Below are 20,532 nucleotides of genomic sequence, written 5' to 3'. Positions count from 1 at the left end.
AAAGTTTTCTCTATCCGCTTGATCTTTTTGATTTTGCCCCTTTCACTCAAATACCCTAATTTCGTACTCTAATTCATCCTTCATGGCTAAAAAGTCCACAGCAACCTCCTCAGAATTTGTATCCCTGTTTACTTTTGAAGAACTTCTTCGGGACGTAGAGTTTGATCTCAGGGTAAAAGAATTTGTGGTCATGGAAATCGATAAGGCTAATTATCTCATAAAGCTCAATACCCCATACCGCTCAGATTATTTCTGCATTTTTATGGTCCAGCAGGGGAGTATCCAGTTCAGGTTGGATGACAAAAGCTATGACGTATCTGAAGGCGATGTTATTTTCTGTCCTTTTTCAGAAATATTCTGGGTAGATATGATCTCAGAGGATTACAAAGCAAAATATATCTTCTTTTCCCTGGACTTTATTTCTGATGCAGGATTTAATTATAAATCAAATGATGTACTGAAAAGCCTTTCATCGGATCCTACCCATATCATCAGAAATGAGCCTGATCTGTACCGAAGAATGAATTTCCACCTTGATGAGCTGAAGGCCCTGAACAATACGGAGAAAGAAGATTATTATTTCAATGAAATGATCTGGCACCACTTTTCTCTGGTGATTTATGAAATAGACAATTATTTCAAAAAAATTGAAAAAACCCACCAGGTCACCCACCGTGAGGATGAGCTGACGACCAGTTTCTTTACGCTGGTTCGGGAACATTTCAAAGAAGAGCATAATGTGCAGTTCTATGCCGACAAGCTGTGTATCAGCCGGAAGTATCTGACCAAAGTCATCAATAAAACCATGTTCAAGCCGCCGAGAGATATTATTCATCAGGTATTGGCTGTAGAAGCACGACTGCTTTTAAGGAATCCCAATCTCAATGTCAATAACGTAGCCGTACAGCTGAAGTTTTCTGACCAGGCCTCTTTCAGCAAATTCTTTAAAAAACATACAGGCAAGTCACCAATAGAGTATAAGAAAGATGATTTGTATTGATAATCAGTGTTTTGTGTTTTTGAAATTATAGAATTGATGTCTTTTTGCTAAATTATCGCTGTTTTTTGATGCAAAAAATGGAATTATATTATTTATGTATTCTATTTAAGGTAATAAATGACATTTCTCATGTTTTAAATAATTGGGAGTCTTTTTGACAAAACAAGGAGTTTTTTGAATATTTCTATTGAATTTTTTTAGGGCGAATTTTGCCCAGTAAATTTAAAAGGAATATTGTTATGCAGAGATTTTTTATTCAAAAATCAACTATACTTTTCCTCTCGCTAATCGTCTTGGCGGGGTGCAGGAAAAACAATCAAAACCAGGCTTTTCAACAGCAGGCCCCTGAACTTCCAATAGAAAAAGTGAAGCAGGGAGATGCTTCTGTTTCCAGAGAATATGCAGCATCCGTAGAAGGCATCTCCAATGTAGAGATCAGACCACAGGTTACAGGATATTTAAGCAAAATCTTCGTAGATGAAGGGGATTATGTAAGAGCGGGACAGCCTCTGTTTAAAATAGAAGACCAGATCTTCCGAGAGCAGATGAAAAGTGCCCAGGCAGCTTTGATCACAGCTCAGGCTAATCTTTCCACTTCCAAAATTGATCTCGACAGAAAAAAGGAATTATTAAGGAACAAAATGGTTTCCGATATCCAGGTGAAAGAAGCGGAAGCAGTTTACAACGCAGCAAGAGGTGCCGTAAGCCAGTCGGTGTCTGCGATTGAATCTGCAAAGATCAATCTTAATTTCTCTACGATCAAAGCACCGGTAAGTGGATTTATCGGAAGATTCAATTACCGTCTGGGAAGTTTGATGACCCCTTCTAATCAGGAGCCGATTACACTTTTATCAGACATTCATGAGGTTTATACCTATTTCAGCATGAGTGAAAATGATTTCAATAATTTCCAGAAACAACAGGCAGGAAGCAATATCAATGAGATCATCAAAAATACACCGGCAGTTTCCCTTCTGCTTTCGGGAGGCGAAAAATATGCGCAGACCGGAAAAATAGATGCAGTGGAAGGACAGTTCAACAAAACCACCGGTTCTATCACTTTAAGAGCAAAATTCAACAATCCGGACAATCTTTTGAGAAGCGGAAATACCGGAAAGATCGTCATGGAACAGTTTTACAGCAATGTCGTTCTTCTTCCGATAGCTTCTACAAGAACCATTCAGGATAAGATCTTCGTGTTCACTATCAAAGGTGGAAAAGCAGTCATGCTTCCGGTTGAAATAACAGGAAAAGCAGGTGATAATTTCATCGTATCAAAAGGGTTAAAAGCCGGTGATGAGTACATCGTAACAGGTTTCGACAGACTGCAGCCGGGAACTCCGGTAGTGGCGCAGAAAAAGAATGCTCAATCGAAAAAATCGTAAGAAAAAATCATGTTAAAGACAATTATAAAAAGGCCCGTACTGGCAACGGTTATCTCCGTATTGCTTGTTATTCTGGGTATCGTCGGTATGATCAGTCTGCCGATCACAAAATTTCCCGATATCGCACCACCCACTGTGATGGTAACTGCAGCGTATCCGGGAGCCAACGCAGAAACGATTGCGAGATCCGTGGCACCGCCTTTGGAAAACGCCATCAATGGAGTTGAAAATATGGACTATATTACGTCCACAGCCAGTAATGACGGTACTTTAAGTATTACCGTAATTTTTAAACTGGGTACGGACCCGGACCAGGCTGCAATTAACGTGCAGAACAGAGTCGCGCAGGTGACGAATCAGCTTCCCGCAGAAGTTATTCAGGCCGGAATTACAACGGTGAAGAGGCAGAACAGTATGATTGCAATGGTTTCATTAACCAGCAAAGATGGTAAGATGGATGACCTTTTTCTTGAAAATTATGCTAAAATCAACATTGTTCCAGACCTGAAAAGAGTAAAAGGAGTAGGAGATGCCATGGTATACGGAAACAAGGATTACTCCATGAGAGTATGGCTTGATCCCAATAAACTGACCTCTTACAATCTTACGCCGGCAGATGTTTCACGGGCGATTCAGACGCAGAACCTTGAGGCGGCGCCCGGAAGATTCGGGGAAAGAAGTAAGGAAGCGATGGAATATGTCCTCCGTTACAAAGGAAAATTCACTGAGCCTGAACAGTATGAGAATATTACAATTAAAGCATTGAACGATGGTTCTGTTTTAAAGCTAAAAGATGTTTCCAAAGTAGAATTCGGGGCGTACAGTTATACCGTTTCTTCTAATTTCAATAAGAAACCTTCAGTCACGATGGCTATTTTCCAGATGGCCGGATCTAATGCCAACGAGGTACAGATTGCTCTTCAGGAAAGAATGAAAGAGCTTGAGAAATCCTTTCCGGAAGGAATGGCCTATGAAATTCCTTATGCTACAAAAGAAGCTTTGGACCAGTCCATAGATCAGGTGATTCATACCCTTATTGAAGCATTTATTCTGGTATTCATCGTGGTGTATATCTTCCTGCAAGATTTCCGTTCTACGTTGATCCCGGCTATTGCAGTTCCAGTATCTATTGTGGGAACGTTCTTCTTTATGAATTTGTTTGGTTTTTCTATTAATATCCTGACGTTGTTTGCCCTGGTACTGGCCATTGGTATTGTGGTGGACGATGCCATTGTCGTCGTGGAAGCAGTCCATGCTAAAATGGAACATAAAAAGCTTAATCCAAGGGCTGCGACCATGTCGGCGATGAGTGAGATCACAGGAGCTATTGTTTCAATTACCCTGATTATGTCTGCGGTATTCGTTCCGGTAGCTTTTATGAGTGGTTCTACAGGATTGTTTTACCAGCAGTTTGCCCTGACATTGGCGATTGCCATTGTGATTTCAGCTATTAATGCCTTGACTTTGAGCCCTGCTTTGTGTGCTATATTCTTAAAACAGCATCATCCGGGGACCCAGGAGAAAATGAATTTCAAAGACCGTTTCTTTGCCGGTTTTAATGCAAGCTTTAATAAACTGACCTTCCGTTACGGAAAAGCAATTCTGTTCCTGTTAAAGAAAAGATGGGTAGCAGGGATCATTATTGTTGCATTCGGAGGGCTGTTTGTGTGGATGTCTATGACGACGCCTAAAGGATTTATTCCAGATGAAGATCAAAGTTTTATCATCGTAACAGCCAATCTTGCTCCAGGAGCATCCAAAGACAGAACATCCAAAGTAGTTTCTGATACCGAAGACCTGTTAATGAAAAATCCGGCAGTGGAAAAAGTAATTTCGGTGGACGGGCTGAACTTATTCAGTGGATCCATGTCATCTTCCGCGGCTTCTATTTTCGTTAAACTGAAAAAAACAGAAGAAAGAGGAAATGTAAGTAATATCAATGATATAATCGGTCAGGTACAGGGAACACTTTCACAGGATAAAAGAGCGAATTTCCTAGTCATTAATACACCTACGGTAGATGGTTTCGGAAATACCAGCGGTATGGAGCTTGTTCTTCAGGACCGTACGAACGGGGAGCTTCAGAATCTTGGAAATATCTCTTACGGAATGATGGGCGCGTTGATGCAGAGACCGGAAGTAGCGGTAGCATTTACAACGTTTGATGTAACCTATCCGCAGTTTGAAGTGCTGGTAGACGAAGTGAAAGCAGCGCAGCTTGGCGTTAATGTTTCTGATGTATTGGGTGTAATGCAGGGCTATTACGGAAGTATTCAGTCTTCGGATTTCAACAGATTCGGGAAATATTACAAAGTACTGGTTCAGTCTACTCCGGAAATGAGAGAAGATAAAGAATCACTGAACGGTATTTTCGTTAAAAATAATTCGGGCGAAATGGTTCCTATCAATACACTGGTAAGCTTAAAACAGGTAACAGGAGCAGAAGTAGTAGATCGTTTCAACCTGTTCAACTCTTCAAATCTAACGGTAATGCCGGCTCCGGGATTCAGTACGGGACAAGCGATGGCAGCGATTGATGAGGTAAGCAAACAGGTACTCCCTCCGGGATATACGTACGATTACAAAGGAATGAGCCGTGAAGAAGTAAGTGCAGGGTCACAATCGGTGATGATCTTCGGATTATGTATTGTGTTTGTATTCTTCCTTTTATCGGCGCAGTATGAAAGTTATGTACTTCCGTTTGCTGTACTGATCGCGATTCCTGTAGGTTTATCAGGGGTATTTGTAGGAATTACAATGGCGGATCTTTCCAACAATATTTATGTTCAGATTGCTTTGGTCATGCTGATCGGTCTTTTGGCGAAAAACGGAATCCTGATTGTAGAATTTGCCATTCAGCGTCGAAGAGCAGGGAAAAGCCTTATCGCTTCTGCGGTAGAAGGATCCAAAGCCCGTTTACGTCCGATTCTGATGACATCATTGGCATTTATTGCGGGACTTCTTCCATTACTGTTTGTTATAGGACCATCAGCATTAGGAAACCATTCTATTGGATATGCTGCCGTTTCAGGGATGATCTTCGGAACTGTTTTAGGAATCTTCGTAGTACCGGTACTGTTTGTGGTCTTCCAGGCTTTACATGAAAGAATGAGCGGAAAAGTAATAACGGAAGCCGACTGGGAATATTAATCCAAATGATTATTAAAATGAATTCAATTAAAAATATAGCATATATCGCATTGATCTCAGGAGCTGCCGTTTCGTGCAAAGTTCAGAAATATGAACAGCCTGAAGTGAAAATGCCTGAAGTTTTCAGAAGCGACAGCATCGTTGCAGACGCTCAGGAAAATATAGCAAAAATCAGCTACAGAGATTTCTTCAAAGATCCGGTTCTGGTCAATCTTATTGATAAAGCCATTGCACAGAATAATAATTTTCTGGTGGCACTAAAACAGATAGAATATGCCTCCCTTGCTTATAATCAGAGCAAGTGGGGGAATGTTCCCACAATCAGCGCTACCGTTGCGAACGCGAGCATCAGCAGGCCTTCAGACAACAGTATGAACGGAATGATGGCCGGACAGTTCATGGGAAGAAAATATACGGAAGATTATACCACATCGGTCAACATTTCATGGGAAGCTGACATTTGGGGAAAGATCAGAGGAAGAAAAGAACAGGCTCTGACGGAATATCTTAAAACTCAGGAAGCTGCAAAGGCAGTGAAAACCCAGCTGGTAGCTTCAGTAGTGCAGGGATATTACAACTTACTTCTGCTGGATACCCAATTGCAGATCACAAAATCCAATCTGGAGTATTCTGATACAACCTTGAAGTTTTTAACCAAGCAGCAGGAATTAGGTTTAACGACCGCTTTAGCTGTACAGCAACAGGAAATTGTAAAAGATAAGATTTTAAAAACCGTTCCTGCTATTGAAAGTTCTATAACGGTTCAGGAAAATGCATTAAGCCTTCTGACAGGTTCAATGCCTGATAGGATTGAAAGAAGTACAAGTCTGAATAATGTACAGCCACCGGACAGAATTGCAGCAGGAATTCCATCGGAACTGTTAAGCTACAGACCGGATATTAAAACCGCAGAACTTGAAGTCAGAAAAAATGCTGCTGCGATCCATGTGGCAAAAATGAGTATGTATCCTTCCCTGAATATTACTGCTCAGGGCGGACTAAATGCGTTCCAGGCAAGTCACTGGTTCAGTGTTCCGGGTTCGCTTTTCGGAATGGCGGCAGGAATGATTGCACAGCCTATTTTAAACGGAAAACAATTAAAAACGCAGTATGAGCAGTCTAAAGTGCTGGCAGATCAGGCTGAAATTAATTTTAAACAATCTGTCTTAAAAGCGGTTGGAGAAGTTTCTGATGCGCTGGTCCAGATTCAGAAACTGGAAGAACAGCAGAAAATTGCAGAAGGGCTGGCTGTGAAATCCGGTGAGGCCGTGAAAAAAGCTGATATTTTATTTAAATACAATTCAGTGACCTATGTGGAGGTGATTATCGCACAAAGCAATAAGCTTCAGGCAGAACTGGATCTGGCTTCCGTGAAAGCACAACGATTGAATGCCATTACTTCTCTGTACAGGGCAGTAGGCGGCGGCTGGCAATAAAGTAAAATGAAACCTGCTTCGTCTATGATGATGCAGCAGGTTTTTAAACTAAATCATTATGAAGAATACAAATATACATGAAGGTATTATTCTTATTCCTGATTTCAGCGGGTTTACTGAATTTGTGTTCAATACAAAACTTTATACAGGAGAATATATTGTAAGACAACTACTATCTACGCTAATCGATATGAATGATCAGTATTTTGAAATTTCAGAGATCGAGGGTGATGCCATTTTATTTTACAGATACGATAATCATCCGTCTTATGAGCATATTTCAAAAATACTCTGGAATATGCGGAATGCCTTTAACCAAAAGATTAAAGAGCTAAGCAAGGAACTCAGTACAGCCATCGACATGTCGTTGAAATTTATAGTACACTATGGGAAGTTTTCGCAGTATAGGATCGGAAGTTTTAAAAAGCTTTATGGAAAAACGATAGTGGAGGCCCATCAGATGCTGAAGAATGAATTTGCCGAGCAGCCGTCTTATGCCCTGTTCAGTAATTCTTTTCTGGAAAACAGTGGAAACAGCGAATCAGAAATTGATATACAGAAATATCATCTTCCGGAAGGTGGGATGATCCATTATTTTGAGAATGTCAACTAGCATATCTATTTTTTAATCCTTGTGAATTTGCTATGCGGTGCCCGGATATCTCTGGGCATTTTTTGTGGATTGAGGTAAAGAAATTATAATTGAAATCAATACTGACGAAGGAATTGAGTGCAAAAAAGAAACTAAAAAAAGTAAATTTTATAAGTAGCTTCTTCAACCTGTAATACCGACCAATCATTGACCCAAGAAACTGGAGCGTTAAGAAAATGAATTCTGTGAATGTTAAAAAAACTCTTCTGTCTGAGTGCGGGATAAAATTATGATTCTTAATATAGAGTGCTACCACACGAGTTTAGAGTTTTTAGAGAACAGATTTCATTTTTAGCGGAAGGTTCTAAATCTTGAACTTTTGGTCTTTTACTTCAAGACAAAAGAATATATTAAATAATGCAGAATGTTTTTACAGAAAAAAGCAGATTCCTCAGAACCTGCTTTGATGTTTAAAATATATCAATAATAAACTATTTCAACGTAAACTTCACTTTCGTCTTAATTGCATCTGAAGAATTCCCGATCTGTGCCTCAAAATCCCCGGGCTCAGCCGTCCATTCATGCTTATCTGCATCAAAATAACTCAAAGCTGTTTTATCAATCGTGAAAGTCACTTCCTTCTGTTCACCTGGATTTAAATATACTTTTTCAAAACCTTTAAGTTCCTTTGCAGGGCGGGGTACGGAAGCTTTGATGTCACTTATGTATAGTTGGGCAACTTCAGCACCCGCTTTCTTTCCTGTATTTTTTACAGTCACGGTGAATGTGATCTTATCGTCTTGAGACATCATTTTTTTATCAGCAGAAGCCTTTCCAAACTCAAATGTCGTGTAGCTCAATCCATGTCCGAAACTGAACAAAGGTTTGATCTTTTTTGTGTCGTGCCAACGGTATCCTACAAAAACACCTTCGTTATAGGTAATATTGATCGGGTTTTTCTGGTCTTTTCCTTTTCCGGCAGCCAATTCGTCTTTTTGTCCCGGATATTCACCCAACTGATGTGCCGAATTATCTTCCAGTTTCACAGGGAAAGTAAACGGAAGTTTTCCCGATGGGTTGGCATCACCGGCCAAAACGGAAGCGATAGAATTTCCGGCTTCGGAACCAAGATACCACGACTGTACAACAGAAGGAACTTCTTTAATCCAAGGCATAGCTACCGCGTTTCCGGAAACCAGAACCACTGCTAGATTTTTATTGGCTTTCGCTAATGCAGAAATTAAATTGTCTTGATTGTAGGGAAGTCCGTAACTTTTTCTGTCATTACCTTCACTGTCCTGGAAATCAGATTTATTCAATCCTCCAACGAAAATCACATAGTCGGATTTTTTGGCCAGCTCCACAGCTTCGTTCAGTAATTCAGCTGCAGAGCGGTCGTCTTTCAGGTTCTGCCCAGATTTTACCCCGTTATATTCTCCACCGATGTCTCCTACATAACCTCTTGCATATTGCACGTCGGCTTGCTTTCCAAATCTGGTTCTAATTCCATCCAATGGAAGTGTTTCATATTTTACTTTTAAAGAGGAAGAGCCACCACCAACGGTCATGATTTTGATGGCATTTTCACCAATAACGGCAATTTTTTTAGCCTTATTGATATCAATTGGAAGTACATTACTTTGATTTTTCAGCAATACAATTCCTTCTTCTCCGATCTCTTTTGCTACTGCTTTATGCTCTTCAGAAGCAATATTCCCGAAAGGTTTATTCCTGTTCATTGTAGTTTTATAGGCCAGACGAAGTAATCTGGTTACCTTGTCGTCAAGCTCCTGTGTTCCTACTTTTCCAGCTTTGATTAAATCTAAATAGGGTTTTGCTAAATAATAATTGTCGTACGCATTTTTTGTTCCTGCAGAAAGTCCGTTCGTCCAGCTTCCGAATTCAAGGTCTAATCCGTTGTGGATCGCCTGTTCCGTATTGTTTACCGCTCCCCAGTCTGATACCACAACACCTTTGTAGCCCCATTCCTTTTTCAGAATGTCATTTAAAAGATACTGGTTTTGGCTGGCATACTGGTTTTTGTACATATCATAAGCGCCCATTATCGTCCACGAATCACCTTCGGTTACCGCTGCTTTGAAAGGTGGAAGGTAAATCTCATAAAGTGTTCTGTCATCAATATTGACATTGCTTGTATGACGGAACATCTCCTGATTGTTTAAGGCAAAATGCTTCACAGAAGTCGCCACACCATTGGATTGTACTCCTTTGATGTACGGAACAACCATTGTTGAAGTTAAGTAAGGGTCTTCACCCATATATTCGAAGTTTCTTCCGTTCAGTGGTGTTCTGTAGATATTGACACCAGGTCCGAGAAGAATATCTTTTTTTCTGTATCGGGCTTCTTCGCCCAAAGCTTTCCCGTAATTCCAGGACATTTTTTTGTTCCATGTTGCTGAAAGTGCCGTAAGGGCAGGATAGGCAATGATCGAGTCATTGGTCCATCCGGCCTGGTCCCATTCATCCCACATCACTTCCGGACGTACACCGTGAGGCCCGTCTGTTGTCCAGAATTCAGGAATTCCCAGTCTGGGAACTCCGGGCGAACTGAACTTGGACTGTGCATGCAGCATAGCCACTTTTTCTTCCACGGTCATTCTCGAAAGAGCGTCCTGAATACGCTGCTCTACAGGTTTTGATTCATCTAAATAAACGGGTTGAGTATGATTCTGAGCCATATATGAAGCGGCAATAAGGGTGAATAAACTTACAATGGCGGTTTTCTTGAACATAAAATGCCTTTTTATTGATTAACAACAAAAGTAAGTAAAATTTTTATTATCTCAAATTGAGAAAATAATTTTAACCAATAAATTTTTTAATCTTAAGGTTAGGCGGATAAGTTTCGTGTTCCGGGGTTGAGAGTTTGGTATTTCAGGGTTTAAGCGTTTGAGGTTGCGGATATAGAAATATTGGGTGGCCGTTATCGGAGCAGTTTCCTATCTTTTATCAGAAATATAAAACCTTACTTGATTTTGAGCATTCTGCTACAACATATCCTACCCGAATCCTGTTCCCGTAACTCAAAACTCGTACCCTGCAACCGGCAACAAACTCATCACATCTCACTTAATGATTCTCCCATCCCTTCACTGCACCTCCTTTAAAGATCTCCTCAGCTTTTTTAGCCACTTCATCAGACTGATAGGCCTTTACAAAGTTTTTAACCTTGGTGGAATTTTTATTGTCATGGGTAGCAACAATTACATTGACGTATGGAGAATCTTTATCCTCACTAAAGACCCCCTGTTTGGCAGCATCTAGTCCAGCCTGTGAAGCAAAATTGTTATTGATAATGGCTATCACTACTTCTTTATCATCCAGCACTCTTGGAAGCTGTGGAGCTTCAATCTCTAGGATTCTAAAATGTTTCGGATTTTCGGTAATATCTGTGACCTTTGGAAGGAGTCCGATGCCGTCTTTTAATTTTAAAAGTCCGTTTTTCTGAAGTAGCAGGAGGGAACGTCCACCATTGGTTGGATCATTTGGGATAACGATGGTGCTTCCGTTTTGAAGTTGGTTGATCGTTTTGATCTTCTTAGAATATGCTACAATAGGATAGACGAAAGTATTTCCTACCACAGCCAGTTTATAGCCTCTCTGCTTGGACTGCTCATTCAAATAAGGAACATGCTGGAAAGCATTCGCTTCAATGTCTCCGTTGTTCAATGCTTCATTCGGAACTACATAATCATTGAAAGGAATTAGTTCTACATCAAGATTATACTTTTCCCTGGCTACTTTTTTAGCTGCTTCGGCAATTTCGAGTTCCGGACCGTAGGTAATTCCTACCACAATATGATTCGGATCGTCTTTCTTTCCGGAACATGCATTGAATATGAAAAGCCCGGCAGCTAAAATGCCTATTATTTTTATCTTTTTCATTAGAATTTTTTATTATTAAAGGTGATTGAGGCTATCGAATCCACCTGTGTTATTTTGATTTAATATTAATTTGCATGTACTTTCGCTTACCTGTGATCAAATTTCTTCGCCAATCTGTCTCCTGCAAACTGTATGATAAATACCAATGCTACCAACAGTACGAGTACCACATTCATAATCACCGCATCGTAACCGATATAACCGTACTGATAGCCAATTTGGCCCAGTCCGCCAGCTCCCAGTGCTCCACCCATAGCAGAATAACCCACCAAAGTAATCAGGGTGATCGCTGCATTGTTGATCAGGGAAGGAAGCGCTTCAGGAAGCAGGACTTTCTGAATAATTTGTAAAGGGGATGCACCCAAAGCTCTGGCTGTTTCTATTAAACCATATGGAACCTCAAGAAGGCTGTTTTCTACCAGTCTGGCGATAAACGGAGCTGCTCCTACACTTAGTGGAACTAAGGCAGCATTCATTCCAATAGACGTTCCTATGATCACTCTGGTGAAAGGGATCATCCAGACAATCAGAATAATAAAAGGAATAGACCGGAAAATATTCACCAGAATAGAGATTGCTCTATAATAAACTGCATTTTCCAGCAATTGTCCTTTCCTTGTTAAAAATAAGAGAATCCCAACCGGAAGACCTAAAACAAATCCAAAAAATCCTGAGACAAACGTCATATAAACTGTTTCCCAAAGTCCCTTTCCCAAAAGAGAAATTACTGCATCACTAAGCATATCCTTTTACTGTATTTTGAATTTTATTCTGGTTAAAATAATAGATTGCCTTCTGGTTTTCCTCGGTTTCTCCCTGCAGCTGCAACAGAAGTTTTCCGAAGTTTGAGTTGCCGAGATATTCTACATCGGCTTTCAGAAGTCGGTAAGGTATTTTATATTGGTCATAAAGTGTCGAAAGAAGTTTTTCAACACTGATATGTTCATTGAGTTCTATTTCAACCAGCGGAAATAAACCGTCCCGTGGTTCTTTCTGCAGTTTTTTATTTAGTTCCTGAGGAATAGTCATGATATCTGAATTTATAAATTGTCGGATCACCGGATTTTCTTTATCCGAGATGATCTCGCTTAATGTTCCTTTTGCTAATAATTTTCCTTTGTCTATGACAGCTACATGATTGCAGACCGCCTTGATAACCTCCATTTCGTGGGTGATTAAAAGAATGGTGATGCCAAGCCTTTGATTGATATCTCTTAAAAGCTGCAGGATGGATTGTGTAGTGGCCGGATCCAGCGCGCTGGTAGCCTCGTCGCAGAGAAGGAGATACGGATCATTCGCTAATGCCCTTGCAATGGCTACTCTCTGTTTCTGCCCGCCCGAAAGGCTTCTTGGATAATCATTGGCTTTGTCTTCCAGTCCTACAATTTTCAGCAGTTCGTTTACTTTTCTGCTGATCTCATTCTTACTGACGTAATCCAGTTCTAATGAAAGGGCTACATTATCAAAAACAGTTCTTGATGAAAGCAGGTTAAAATGCTGGAAAATCATTCCGATTTTTTTCCGTTCACCTGCAAGCTGTTTTGAGTTTAATTTGGTGAAATCTTTTCCGTTGATAATGATCTGCCCTTCATCAGGTCTTTCCAGGAGATTTACAGTCCGGATCAGGGTGCTTTTTCCGGCTCCGGAAAACCCGATGATTCCCACAATATCTCCTTTTTCTATACTCAGGCTTACCTGATCCAGAGCTTTGAAGGACTGTTTTTTCTGGTGAAATGTTTTTGAAATGTTCTTGATTTCTATCATTTTGAATGTTCTTGTCTGATGTATATTAAAATAAAAAGGCCCTACAACGTGGTAAGGCCTTTAGAATATGGTATATTTAATTAAGGTCAGCCACGGAATTTCTGATGCATAGGCATACAGTTGCACATCATCATAGTTTTGATGGTCTGTTTCTGCACTGACTGATGTTTAAATCCTTGTATCATTTTATTTTCCTGAATACGGTTGCAAATATAGGACATATATTTTCATTAGTCTACTTAAATAATAGACTTTTTATATTTTTTGTTTTCCCTGATTTTTAATCAATTGTTTTTCAGTGGGTTATTTTGTTTTAAATTTTGTTAATATTCATAGATAACAAACTTTTTTAATGCTTAACTTTATTTAAATTATTAAGAAAGACGTTTAACCATTATTTTTCTATAACCTTAGTCAGTCTTTAACAACTCCTTACTAAATTAGCTTAATCCAAAAAAAATTCCGACTTTTGTCCCCCTTCAATAATCCCGAAATTCATGAAACTTTGTATTGCCGAAAAGCCCAGTGTTGCCAGAGATATCGCCAAAGTATTAGGTGCTACCACGCCTAAACAGGGCTATATGGAAGGTAACGGATACTGTGTGACATGGACATTCGGGCACCTGTGTACCTTAAAGGAGCCTCACGACTATGGTCCTCAGTACAAATCCTGGAATTTGTTTTTATTACCCATAATTCCAGCCAGTTTTGGGATCAAATTAATTCCCAATAAAGGTGTTGAGAACCAGTTTAAAGTCATTGAAAGATTAGTAGAAGAATGTGATGAGGTCATTAATTGTGGTGATGCCGGACAGGAAGGAGAGCTGATTCAGCGATGGGTTTTACAGAAAGCAAAATGTAACAAACCTGTTCAGCGTTTATGGATCTCGTCCCTTACTGAAGAAGCCATTAAAGAAGGTTTTGACAATCTGAAACCAGCTGAAGATTATAAAAATCTCTATCTGGCAGGAAATGCCAGGGCTATAGGCGACTGGCTTTTAGGAATCAATGCAACGAGGTTATTTACCAAAAAGTTTGGTGGTAATAAAGCGGTTCTTTCCATTGGAAGAGTGCAGACACCTACGTTGGCAATGCTCGTTCAGCGTCAGAAGGAAATCGATGCATTCAATACCGAAGAATATTGGGAACTTAAAACCAAATACCGTGACGTTATTTTCAATGCAGCGATTGACCGTTTAAAAACTCTAGACCGCGCCGAAAAAGGACTTGAGTATCTTAAATTAAATCCTTTTGAGATTGTCTCTTTTGAAATTAAAGAAGGAAAAGAAAAAAATCTGAGACTTTTTGATTTAACAGGACTTCAGGTGGAAGCCAACAAAAAATATGGCTACTCTGCAGAAAATACCCTAAATTATATTCAAAGTCTGTACGAAAAGAAACATGTCACTTATCCGCGTGTGGATACCACTTATCTATCCGAAAGTCTGTATCCGAAAATAGAAGGAATTCTTCGGAAAATGCATTTTTACCAGGAGCTGGTTTCCCCATTGCTGGAAGCACCTATTCCTAAGTCAAAAGCTGTTTTCGATGATACGAAAGTCACTGATCACCATGCGATTATTCCTACTGAAGTTCCGCCCTCTCAAAATCTTAGCAGGGAAGAAAAGCTGATCTATGATCTGGTTGCAAAACGTTTTATTTCTGTTTTTTATCCGGAATGTAAAATTTCAAATACTCTGGTAGAAGGAAAAGTCGGAACCATTCCCTTCAAAACAAGCGGCAGACAGGTCCTGGAACCGGGATGGAGAGCTGTTTATGCCAAAGAGCCCAAAGAAGAATCTACAGATAAAGAAAAAGAGAAAGAAGAAGAACAGACCATTCCTGAGTTTACCGTTGGAGAAAGCGGACCTCACGATCCGATGATCCACCAGGGTAAAACCACACCACCAAAACCATATACAGAAGCAACTTTGCTGAGGGCAATGGAAACTGCCGGAAAACAAGTAGAGGACGAAGAATTGCGTGAACTTCTGAAGAACAACGGAATAGGAAGACCATCTACCCGTGCCAATATCATTGAAACCCTTTTTAAAAGGAAATACATTGAGAAGAAAAGAAAAAATCTGATCGCCACCCAAACCGGAATTCAGTTAATTGATACCATTGAGGACGAACTTCTGAAAAGCCCTGAATTAACTGGAGAATGGGAATCAAAGCTTCGTAAAATTGAAAGCGGTGAATATGAAGCCAATCAGTTTAAAGAAGAACTGATCCAGATGGTAACGGAACTGACTGAAAAAGTAGTGTACGGAAAAGGAAAAGTAATTACATTATACGAAGAAAAAGAAGAAGTTATAGAAAAGAAAAAGCGGGAGCCTGCTGTAAAAAAAGAGCTTCAGTCCTGGGAAGAAACAAAATGCCCGAAATGTAAAGAACATCACCTGATCAAAGGAAAAGCAGCTGTAGGATGCTCTGATTTCAAGAACTGCGGTTTTAAAATTACTTTTGATATTTTCGGTAAGAAATTATCAGATAAGCAGCTTTTAGATCTTGTTTTAAAAGGGAAAACTTCAAAATTGAAAGGATTCACTGCACACTCTAAAGCTTTAACAGAGGGAGTTTTAGCGCTTGGAGAAGATTTTCAGGTACAGCTTGCTTAAAAATTAACGAAACAATTTATCGTACCACCCACTGATGTCTTTTTTGATGGTATCATGGTATTTACATAAGATCTGCGCCAGTTCCAGCTCTGATCTTTCGGATTTGTAGCTGTTTAAAGTAAGATAACCGAAAAAATGACCATCCTGATCAACAATTGCAGGTGGATAGGATGCATAACTGCTCCACGGAGAATACGTACTGTATGAACTTCCGTAGTTTCCATTACCGTTCCATATAGATTTTGAGCTGAGCATATTTCCATAGTCACTGTAAGGATTCCAGATCGAATTTTTGTCAAAAGTATCACAGTTTAGACAGCCAAGATATTGATCCTGGTTGGAACCGCCGTACAGATGCAAGGTCTGAGCCTGAAAAATACAGCAAACCAGGAGGCTTAAAAATGTGAAGATCTTTGTTATGGTCATATGAATACTGTTTACTGCAAATTTACTATTTTGTAAGTGTTTTATGAATCCTGTTATTCAACCACAAAAGTCGCAAAAATTTACTGGACACTTAAATATTTTAAGTTAAATACATTGAGTATAAAAATATATTTAAGTTTCCATGAAATCTTTTTTGCTATCTGCTCTTGTTTTCACAACGGTAAAAACATTGAAATTAAGAATTAAGAAGTAAACTTATTCCAAATTTTCTGGCATTTCTGAAAAACATTTGTGTACTTTGTATTTGCATTCAAATTAAATAAATATTCATGACTCCGGAAAAAAAGAAACTCATGACAGACAGCTTCGGTCGCTCAGAAACATTGAAATTTTATAAGGCCGAACTGCTGGAAATAGACACCGATTTCGTCTCCATCAAAATTCCTAAAATGGAAATGATGACCCGGAAAGCCGGAATGTTCAATGGAGCTATGATTGCTTCCCTCGTGGATGTTTCTTCCGGATATGCATCGGTAAGCCATTATAAAGACGACTGTTATGTGGTGACTGTGGAACTGAAGGTCAATTATCTTCGCCCTGCAATGGGAGATGCCCTGATATCACGGTCTTATGTTATCAAAGGAGGTGCAAAAATCATTGTGGTAAGGACAGAAATATATGTTCTTGATGAAAATACGGGTTCGGAAAGTCATGTAGCAACTTCTCTGGTAACGATGATGAGGATAAAATAACCGCTGTATAGATTAAAATATTCTGTAAACAAGGAGCCAGACAGGCTTTTTTCAATGTAAATGGAACAGGTTTTGCTCAGTAAACACCATAAACATTAAAAAATAATAATATGAACTTAATTATCAGGCTGTTCATTACAGCAATCATTGCATACCTTTTGACCAAGGTACTTCCTGGTGTACATTTCGAAGGATTTTCTTCGGCAATTATTTTTGCCCTTGTATTAGGAGTATTAAATATTTTTGTAAAACCTATTTTGGGACTTTTTGGTCTGCCGCTTACGATCATTACATTAGGGTTGTTTGCTTTAGTGATCAATGCCGTGATCATTTTGATCGCAGATTATTTTATAGACAGTATGGTGGTAGACGGCTTCTGGTGGGCACTGATCTTCAGTATATTGCTATCCTTTGTCACCTCTCTGGCCAATTCTATGTTTTCAGATGGAGATTAATTGATCCAATATTAAGATACAATCATAAGTCTGCTGTTTTTTACGGCAGACTTTTTTATTGCTTTTGAACAGGAAAAATCAAAACTTTAATGTTAATTCTTTCGCTCCTTTTTATTTTAAATATTAACTTTGGCCATCTTTGAAATAAACTAAAGGAATGATAAGATCAGCGCGATTTATAATTCCGTTAAAAATGAATATCAATATATGAAACTTAAGTACAGTCTGCTGGCTCTGGCAGCTCCACTCTTAATGAATGCACAACAGTTAATGACGCCTGAAATTCTTTGGACTTTGAAAAAAGTAGGAGTACAGGCCGTCTCACCGGATCAGTCTTCATTGATCTATAAAGTGGGACAGGTAGATCTGAAAACAGAAAAAACAAAAAATGAGAACTATTTTCTCAATGTTCTTAATACCCAGTCTTCCAAAATAGATTTCGGTAAAAAAGCTTTAATTCAGTGGGATAAGAACGGAATTTATGCTCAGGAAGGAGATAAAATTTTCCTTTCAAAAGACAATGGGAAAACCTGGTCAGAATTTTACACCATTGGAGAAGTTGACAATATTGTAATCTCCCCGGACGGTAAAAAAATTGCGTTCAGCAAACAGGTTCTGGTAGAAAAGTTAATGGGGAAAGATAAATACAGTGATACCCCTAAAACAACAGCTCAGGTATATACAGATCTTAATCACAGACACTGGGATTACTTCAATGAAGGAAAATACAACCATGTGTTTGTCGTTAACGCTACAGACAAGGCAGAATCTGCAAAAGATTTATTGGAAGGTAAAACCTGGGATTCTCCTCAAAGACCCTTCGGAGGAGCAGAAGATTTTATCTGGAGCCCGGATTCTTCTCAACTTTTATATGTTACAAAACCTAAAAGCGGGAAAGAATATTCTACAAGCACCAACACAGACATTTTTACCTACGACCTGGCTTCAGGAACAACAAAGAATTTAACAGAATCGAACCAAGGATATGATGTTAATCCAAAATTAAGTCCGGACGGGAAATCACTGGTTTGGCAAAGCATGGCCAGAGATGGTTATGAAGCGGATAAGAATGATGTGAAAATCATGGACTGGAAGTCTGGGAAGATAGCGAATCTTACTGCTGGCTGGGATGAAAGTGTTTCCGGAGATGTATTCTGGAGTGGTGATTCAAAAACCATTTATTTTACAGCAGCGTTCAGAGGAACAAAGCAGCTTTTCTCCTTAGATCCTAAGGCCGGAAAAGTACAGCAGATCACAAAAGGTGATTTTGACGTTAACGAAATCTTTACCGACAATAAATCTTCACTTTTAGTAGGAAGAACAGATATAAACCATGCAACGGAATTATTCTCTGTCAATCTGAAAAACGGTGAAATGAAGCAGGTGACCGAAGTCAACAAAGATGCTTATGCAAAGCTGGCTCAGGGTAAATCTGAACTGAAGATGGTGAAAACATCAGACGGTAAAGAAATGGGTGTATGGTTCCACTATCCGCCGAACTTTGACCCGAATAAAAAATATCCTACACTGGTATATTGCCAGGGAGGCCCGCAATCTGCACTCACACAGTATTTCAGTACAAGATGGAACTTCTCTTTAATGGCAGCCAACGGATATATCATCGTTGCTCCAAACAGACGAGGAATGCCGGGATGGGGAACAAAATGGAATGAAGAAATTTCTAAAGACTGGGGCGGACAGCCAATGAGAGATTATCTGGCAGCGACAGACTTTGCAAAGACCTTACCGTATGTAGATGGTGAAAGAGTCGCGGCAGTAGGAGCGAGCTACGGAGGATACAGTGTATTTATGCTAGCCGGAATCCATGAAAACAGATTTAAAACATTCATTGCACATGATGGATTGTTCGACATGAAATCGTGGTACCTTACTACTGAAGAGCTTTGGTTTGCGAACTGGGATCTTGGTTCCCCATGGGAAAAACCGCTTCCCAAAGCCTATACAGAATTCAATCCAAGCAATTTTGTTGAAAAATGGAATAAACCTATCATGATTGTTCAGGGAGGAATCGATTTCCGTGTACCTTACGAGCAAGGACAGGAAGCTTTTCAGGCAGCCAAGTTAAGAGGACTGAAATCTAAATTAGTTTATTTCCCGAACGAAAATCACTGGGTACTTCATCCGCAAAACGGACTGGTATGGCAGAGAGAATTCTTCGACTGGTTGAAGGAAACTTTGTAATTAAAAATGTAAATGAATAGATGAAAATATCAATTTCAAATGTTCAAAATTCAATAGGAGCGGGCTTTAGCCCGCTTTTTGTTTTCAGATCTGAGAGGCTTTAGCCAAATTTTATATATTTGAATATGCAAAACAGAATTTCCTCGTTTCCACCAATAATTGACGATAAGTCCGAAATTTTAATTTTAGGTTCAGTTCCCGGAGTGAAATCTTTGGAAAAACAACAGTACTATGCGCATCCGCAGAATAAATTCTGGACCATTATTTTTGAGCTGTTCAATGAAAAATTTACTGAAGATTATTCTGAACGGCTGAATATTTTAAAGAAACATCATATAGCAGTCTGGGACGTTATCGACTCCTGTGAGAGAAAAGGAAGTCTGGATTCGGAGATCAAAAATGAAGAAGCTAACCGAATTGCTGAACTTTTAGAGGAATATCCCAATATTAAAGCTATCTTTTGTAACGGAGGAAAATCATACAAGAACCTGCAGAAGCTTTTAGGAAAAAGCTTTAAATTACCCATTTTTCAGCTTCCTTCCACAAGCCCTCTTCATACCGTATCTTTTGAAAAGAAACTGGAAGCATGGAAGAAGATTTTAGCATTCCTGATTTAAATTTTAACCACAAAAGTCACAAAATATTTTGTGGTTCTTAAATTTTTAGGACAGATAATTTAAAAAAGTTTATTGACTTGAAGATAACAAGTTCATATTAGTAGGAAATAAGATTTTTCAAAAGTTTAGGTGTAGGTTTCGGGGGGGGGGGGGGGGGGGGGGCCCCCCCCCCCCCCCCCCCCCCGACGTTGGGGCCGGGGCAGGTTTTGTTTTGGTTTTTGTTTTTTTTTTTTTTTTGTGTGGGTGGGTTTATGATAATCTAGTC

General features: G+C 39.4%; 15 protein-coding genes. 10 read left to right on the top strand and 5 right to left on the bottom strand.

Annotation, left to right across the window (positions count from 1 at the left end):
* The first annotated feature begins 82 nt into the window (after positions 1-82).
* From J2T03_RS19875 to J2T03_RS19855, 5 genes are all read left to right on the top strand, one after another.
* Positions 83-1,000 carry a helix-turn-helix domain-containing protein gene (locus J2T03_RS19875; protein ID WP_307221163.1) on the top strand — a complete coding sequence of 306 codons (918 nt, stop codon included), beginning with the start codon at positions 83-85 and terminating at the stop codon, positions 998-1,000.
* Between the two features lie 239 nt (positions 1,001-1,239).
* Positions 1,240-2,385 (top strand): efflux RND transporter periplasmic adaptor subunit, encoded by a 1,146-nt coding sequence (locus J2T03_RS19870; RefSeq protein ID WP_307221161.1) that lies wholly within the window; start codon positions 1,240-1,242, stop codon positions 2,383-2,385.
* 9 nt (positions 2,386-2,394) lie between these two features.
* Complete coding sequence (locus J2T03_RS19865) at positions 2,395-5,535, top strand: efflux RND transporter permease subunit (RefSeq protein ID WP_307221159.1); 3,141 nt, start codon at positions 2,395-2,397, stop codon at positions 5,533-5,535.
* Between the two features lie 17 nt (positions 5,536-5,552).
* The gene (locus J2T03_RS19860; protein WP_307221156.1) at positions 5,553-6,971 is read left to right on the top strand and encodes an efflux transporter outer membrane subunit; all 1,419 of its coding nucleotides are present in this window, start codon (positions 5,553-5,555) and stop codon (positions 6,969-6,971) included.
* A 58-nt stretch (positions 6,972-7,029) separates the two neighbouring features.
* The gene (locus J2T03_RS19855) at positions 7,030-7,584 is read left to right on the top strand and encodes a DUF2652 domain-containing protein (RefSeq protein WP_307221152.1); all 555 of its coding nucleotides are present in this window, start codon (positions 7,030-7,032) and stop codon (positions 7,582-7,584) included.
* Between the two features lie 470 nt (positions 7,585-8,054).
* Here J2T03_RS19855 and J2T03_RS19850 read toward each other — a convergent pair whose 3' ends face one another.
* The 4 genes from J2T03_RS19850 to J2T03_RS19835 all read right to left on the bottom strand — a co-directional run bounded on the left by J2T03_RS19850 (position 8,055) and on the right by J2T03_RS19835 (position 13,233).
* A complete protein-coding gene (locus J2T03_RS19850; protein WP_307221148.1) occupies positions 8,055-10,316 on the bottom strand; it encodes a glycoside hydrolase family 3 C-terminal domain-containing protein in 2,262 nt (753 codons plus the stop codon).
* Positions 10,317-10,653: 337 nt separating this feature from the next.
* Positions 10,654-11,469 carry a methionine ABC transporter substrate-binding lipoprotein MetQ gene (gene metQ / locus J2T03_RS19845; protein ID WP_306846344.1) on the bottom strand — a complete coding sequence of 272 codons (816 nt, stop codon included), beginning with the start codon at positions 11,467-11,469 and terminating at the stop codon, positions 10,654-10,656.
* Positions 11,470-11,555: 86 nt separating this feature from the next.
* Positions 11,556-12,212, bottom strand: a complete 657-nt coding sequence (metI, locus tag J2T03_RS19840) for a methionine ABC transporter permease MetI (RefSeq protein ID WP_307221145.1) — start codon at positions 12,210-12,212, stop codon at positions 11,556-11,558.
* Positions 12,205-13,233 (bottom strand): methionine ABC transporter ATP-binding protein, encoded by a 1,029-nt coding sequence (locus tag J2T03_RS19835; RefSeq protein ID WP_306846341.1) that lies wholly within the window; start codon positions 13,231-13,233, stop codon positions 12,205-12,207. The genes metI and J2T03_RS19835 overlap by 8 nt, the downstream gene beginning before the upstream one ends.
* Before the next feature lie 497 nt (positions 13,234-13,730).
* Here J2T03_RS19835 and J2T03_RS19830 point away from each other — a divergent pair, with 497 nt between their 5' ends.
* Positions 13,731-15,854, top strand: a complete 2,124-nt coding sequence (locus J2T03_RS19830) for a type IA DNA topoisomerase (RefSeq protein ID WP_307221142.1) — start codon at positions 13,731-13,733, stop codon at positions 15,852-15,854.
* Positions 15,855-15,857: 3 nt separating this feature from the next.
* On the opposite strand, the gene J2T03_RS19825 is transcribed toward J2T03_RS19830, so the two are convergent.
* Positions 15,858-16,280, bottom strand: coding sequence for a hypothetical protein (locus tag J2T03_RS19825; protein ID WP_307221140.1), 423 nt, complete (start codon positions 16,278-16,280; stop codon positions 15,858-15,860).
* Positions 16,281-16,570: 290 nt separating this feature from the next.
* On the opposite strand from J2T03_RS19825, the gene J2T03_RS19820 reads away from it, so the two are divergent.
* The 4 genes from J2T03_RS19820 to J2T03_RS19805 all read left to right on the top strand — a co-directional run bounded on the left by J2T03_RS19820 (position 16,571) and on the right by J2T03_RS19805 (position 20,267).
* On the top strand, positions 16,571-16,993 hold the full coding sequence (locus tag J2T03_RS19820) for a PaaI family thioesterase (RefSeq protein WP_306846334.1): 423 nt from the start codon (positions 16,571-16,573) through the stop codon (positions 16,991-16,993).
* Positions 16,994-17,103: 110 nt separating this feature from the next.
* Complete coding sequence (locus J2T03_RS19815; RefSeq protein ID WP_306846332.1) at positions 17,104-17,448, top strand: phage holin family protein; 345 nt, start codon at positions 17,104-17,106, stop codon at positions 17,446-17,448.
* Positions 17,449-17,655: 207 nt separating this feature from the next.
* Complete coding sequence (locus J2T03_RS19810) at positions 17,656-19,650, top strand: S9 family peptidase (RefSeq protein WP_307221138.1); 1,995 nt, start codon at positions 17,656-17,658, stop codon at positions 19,648-19,650.
* Positions 19,651-19,775: 125 nt separating this feature from the next.
* A complete protein-coding gene (locus J2T03_RS19805) occupies positions 19,776-20,267 on the top strand; it encodes a DNA-deoxyinosine glycosylase (RefSeq protein ID WP_307221136.1) in 492 nt (163 codons plus the stop codon).
* The last annotated feature ends 265 nt before the right edge of the window (positions 20,268-20,532 follow it).

It is taken from the genome of Chryseobacterium lathyri, assembly GCF_030812195.1.
GTDB lineage: Bacteria > Bacteroidota > Bacteroidia > Flavobacteriales > Weeksellaceae > Chryseobacterium > Chryseobacterium lathyri_A.
Note: the sequence above shows the minus strand (reverse complement) of the source record. Positions and strands in the feature narration are given on the sequence as shown.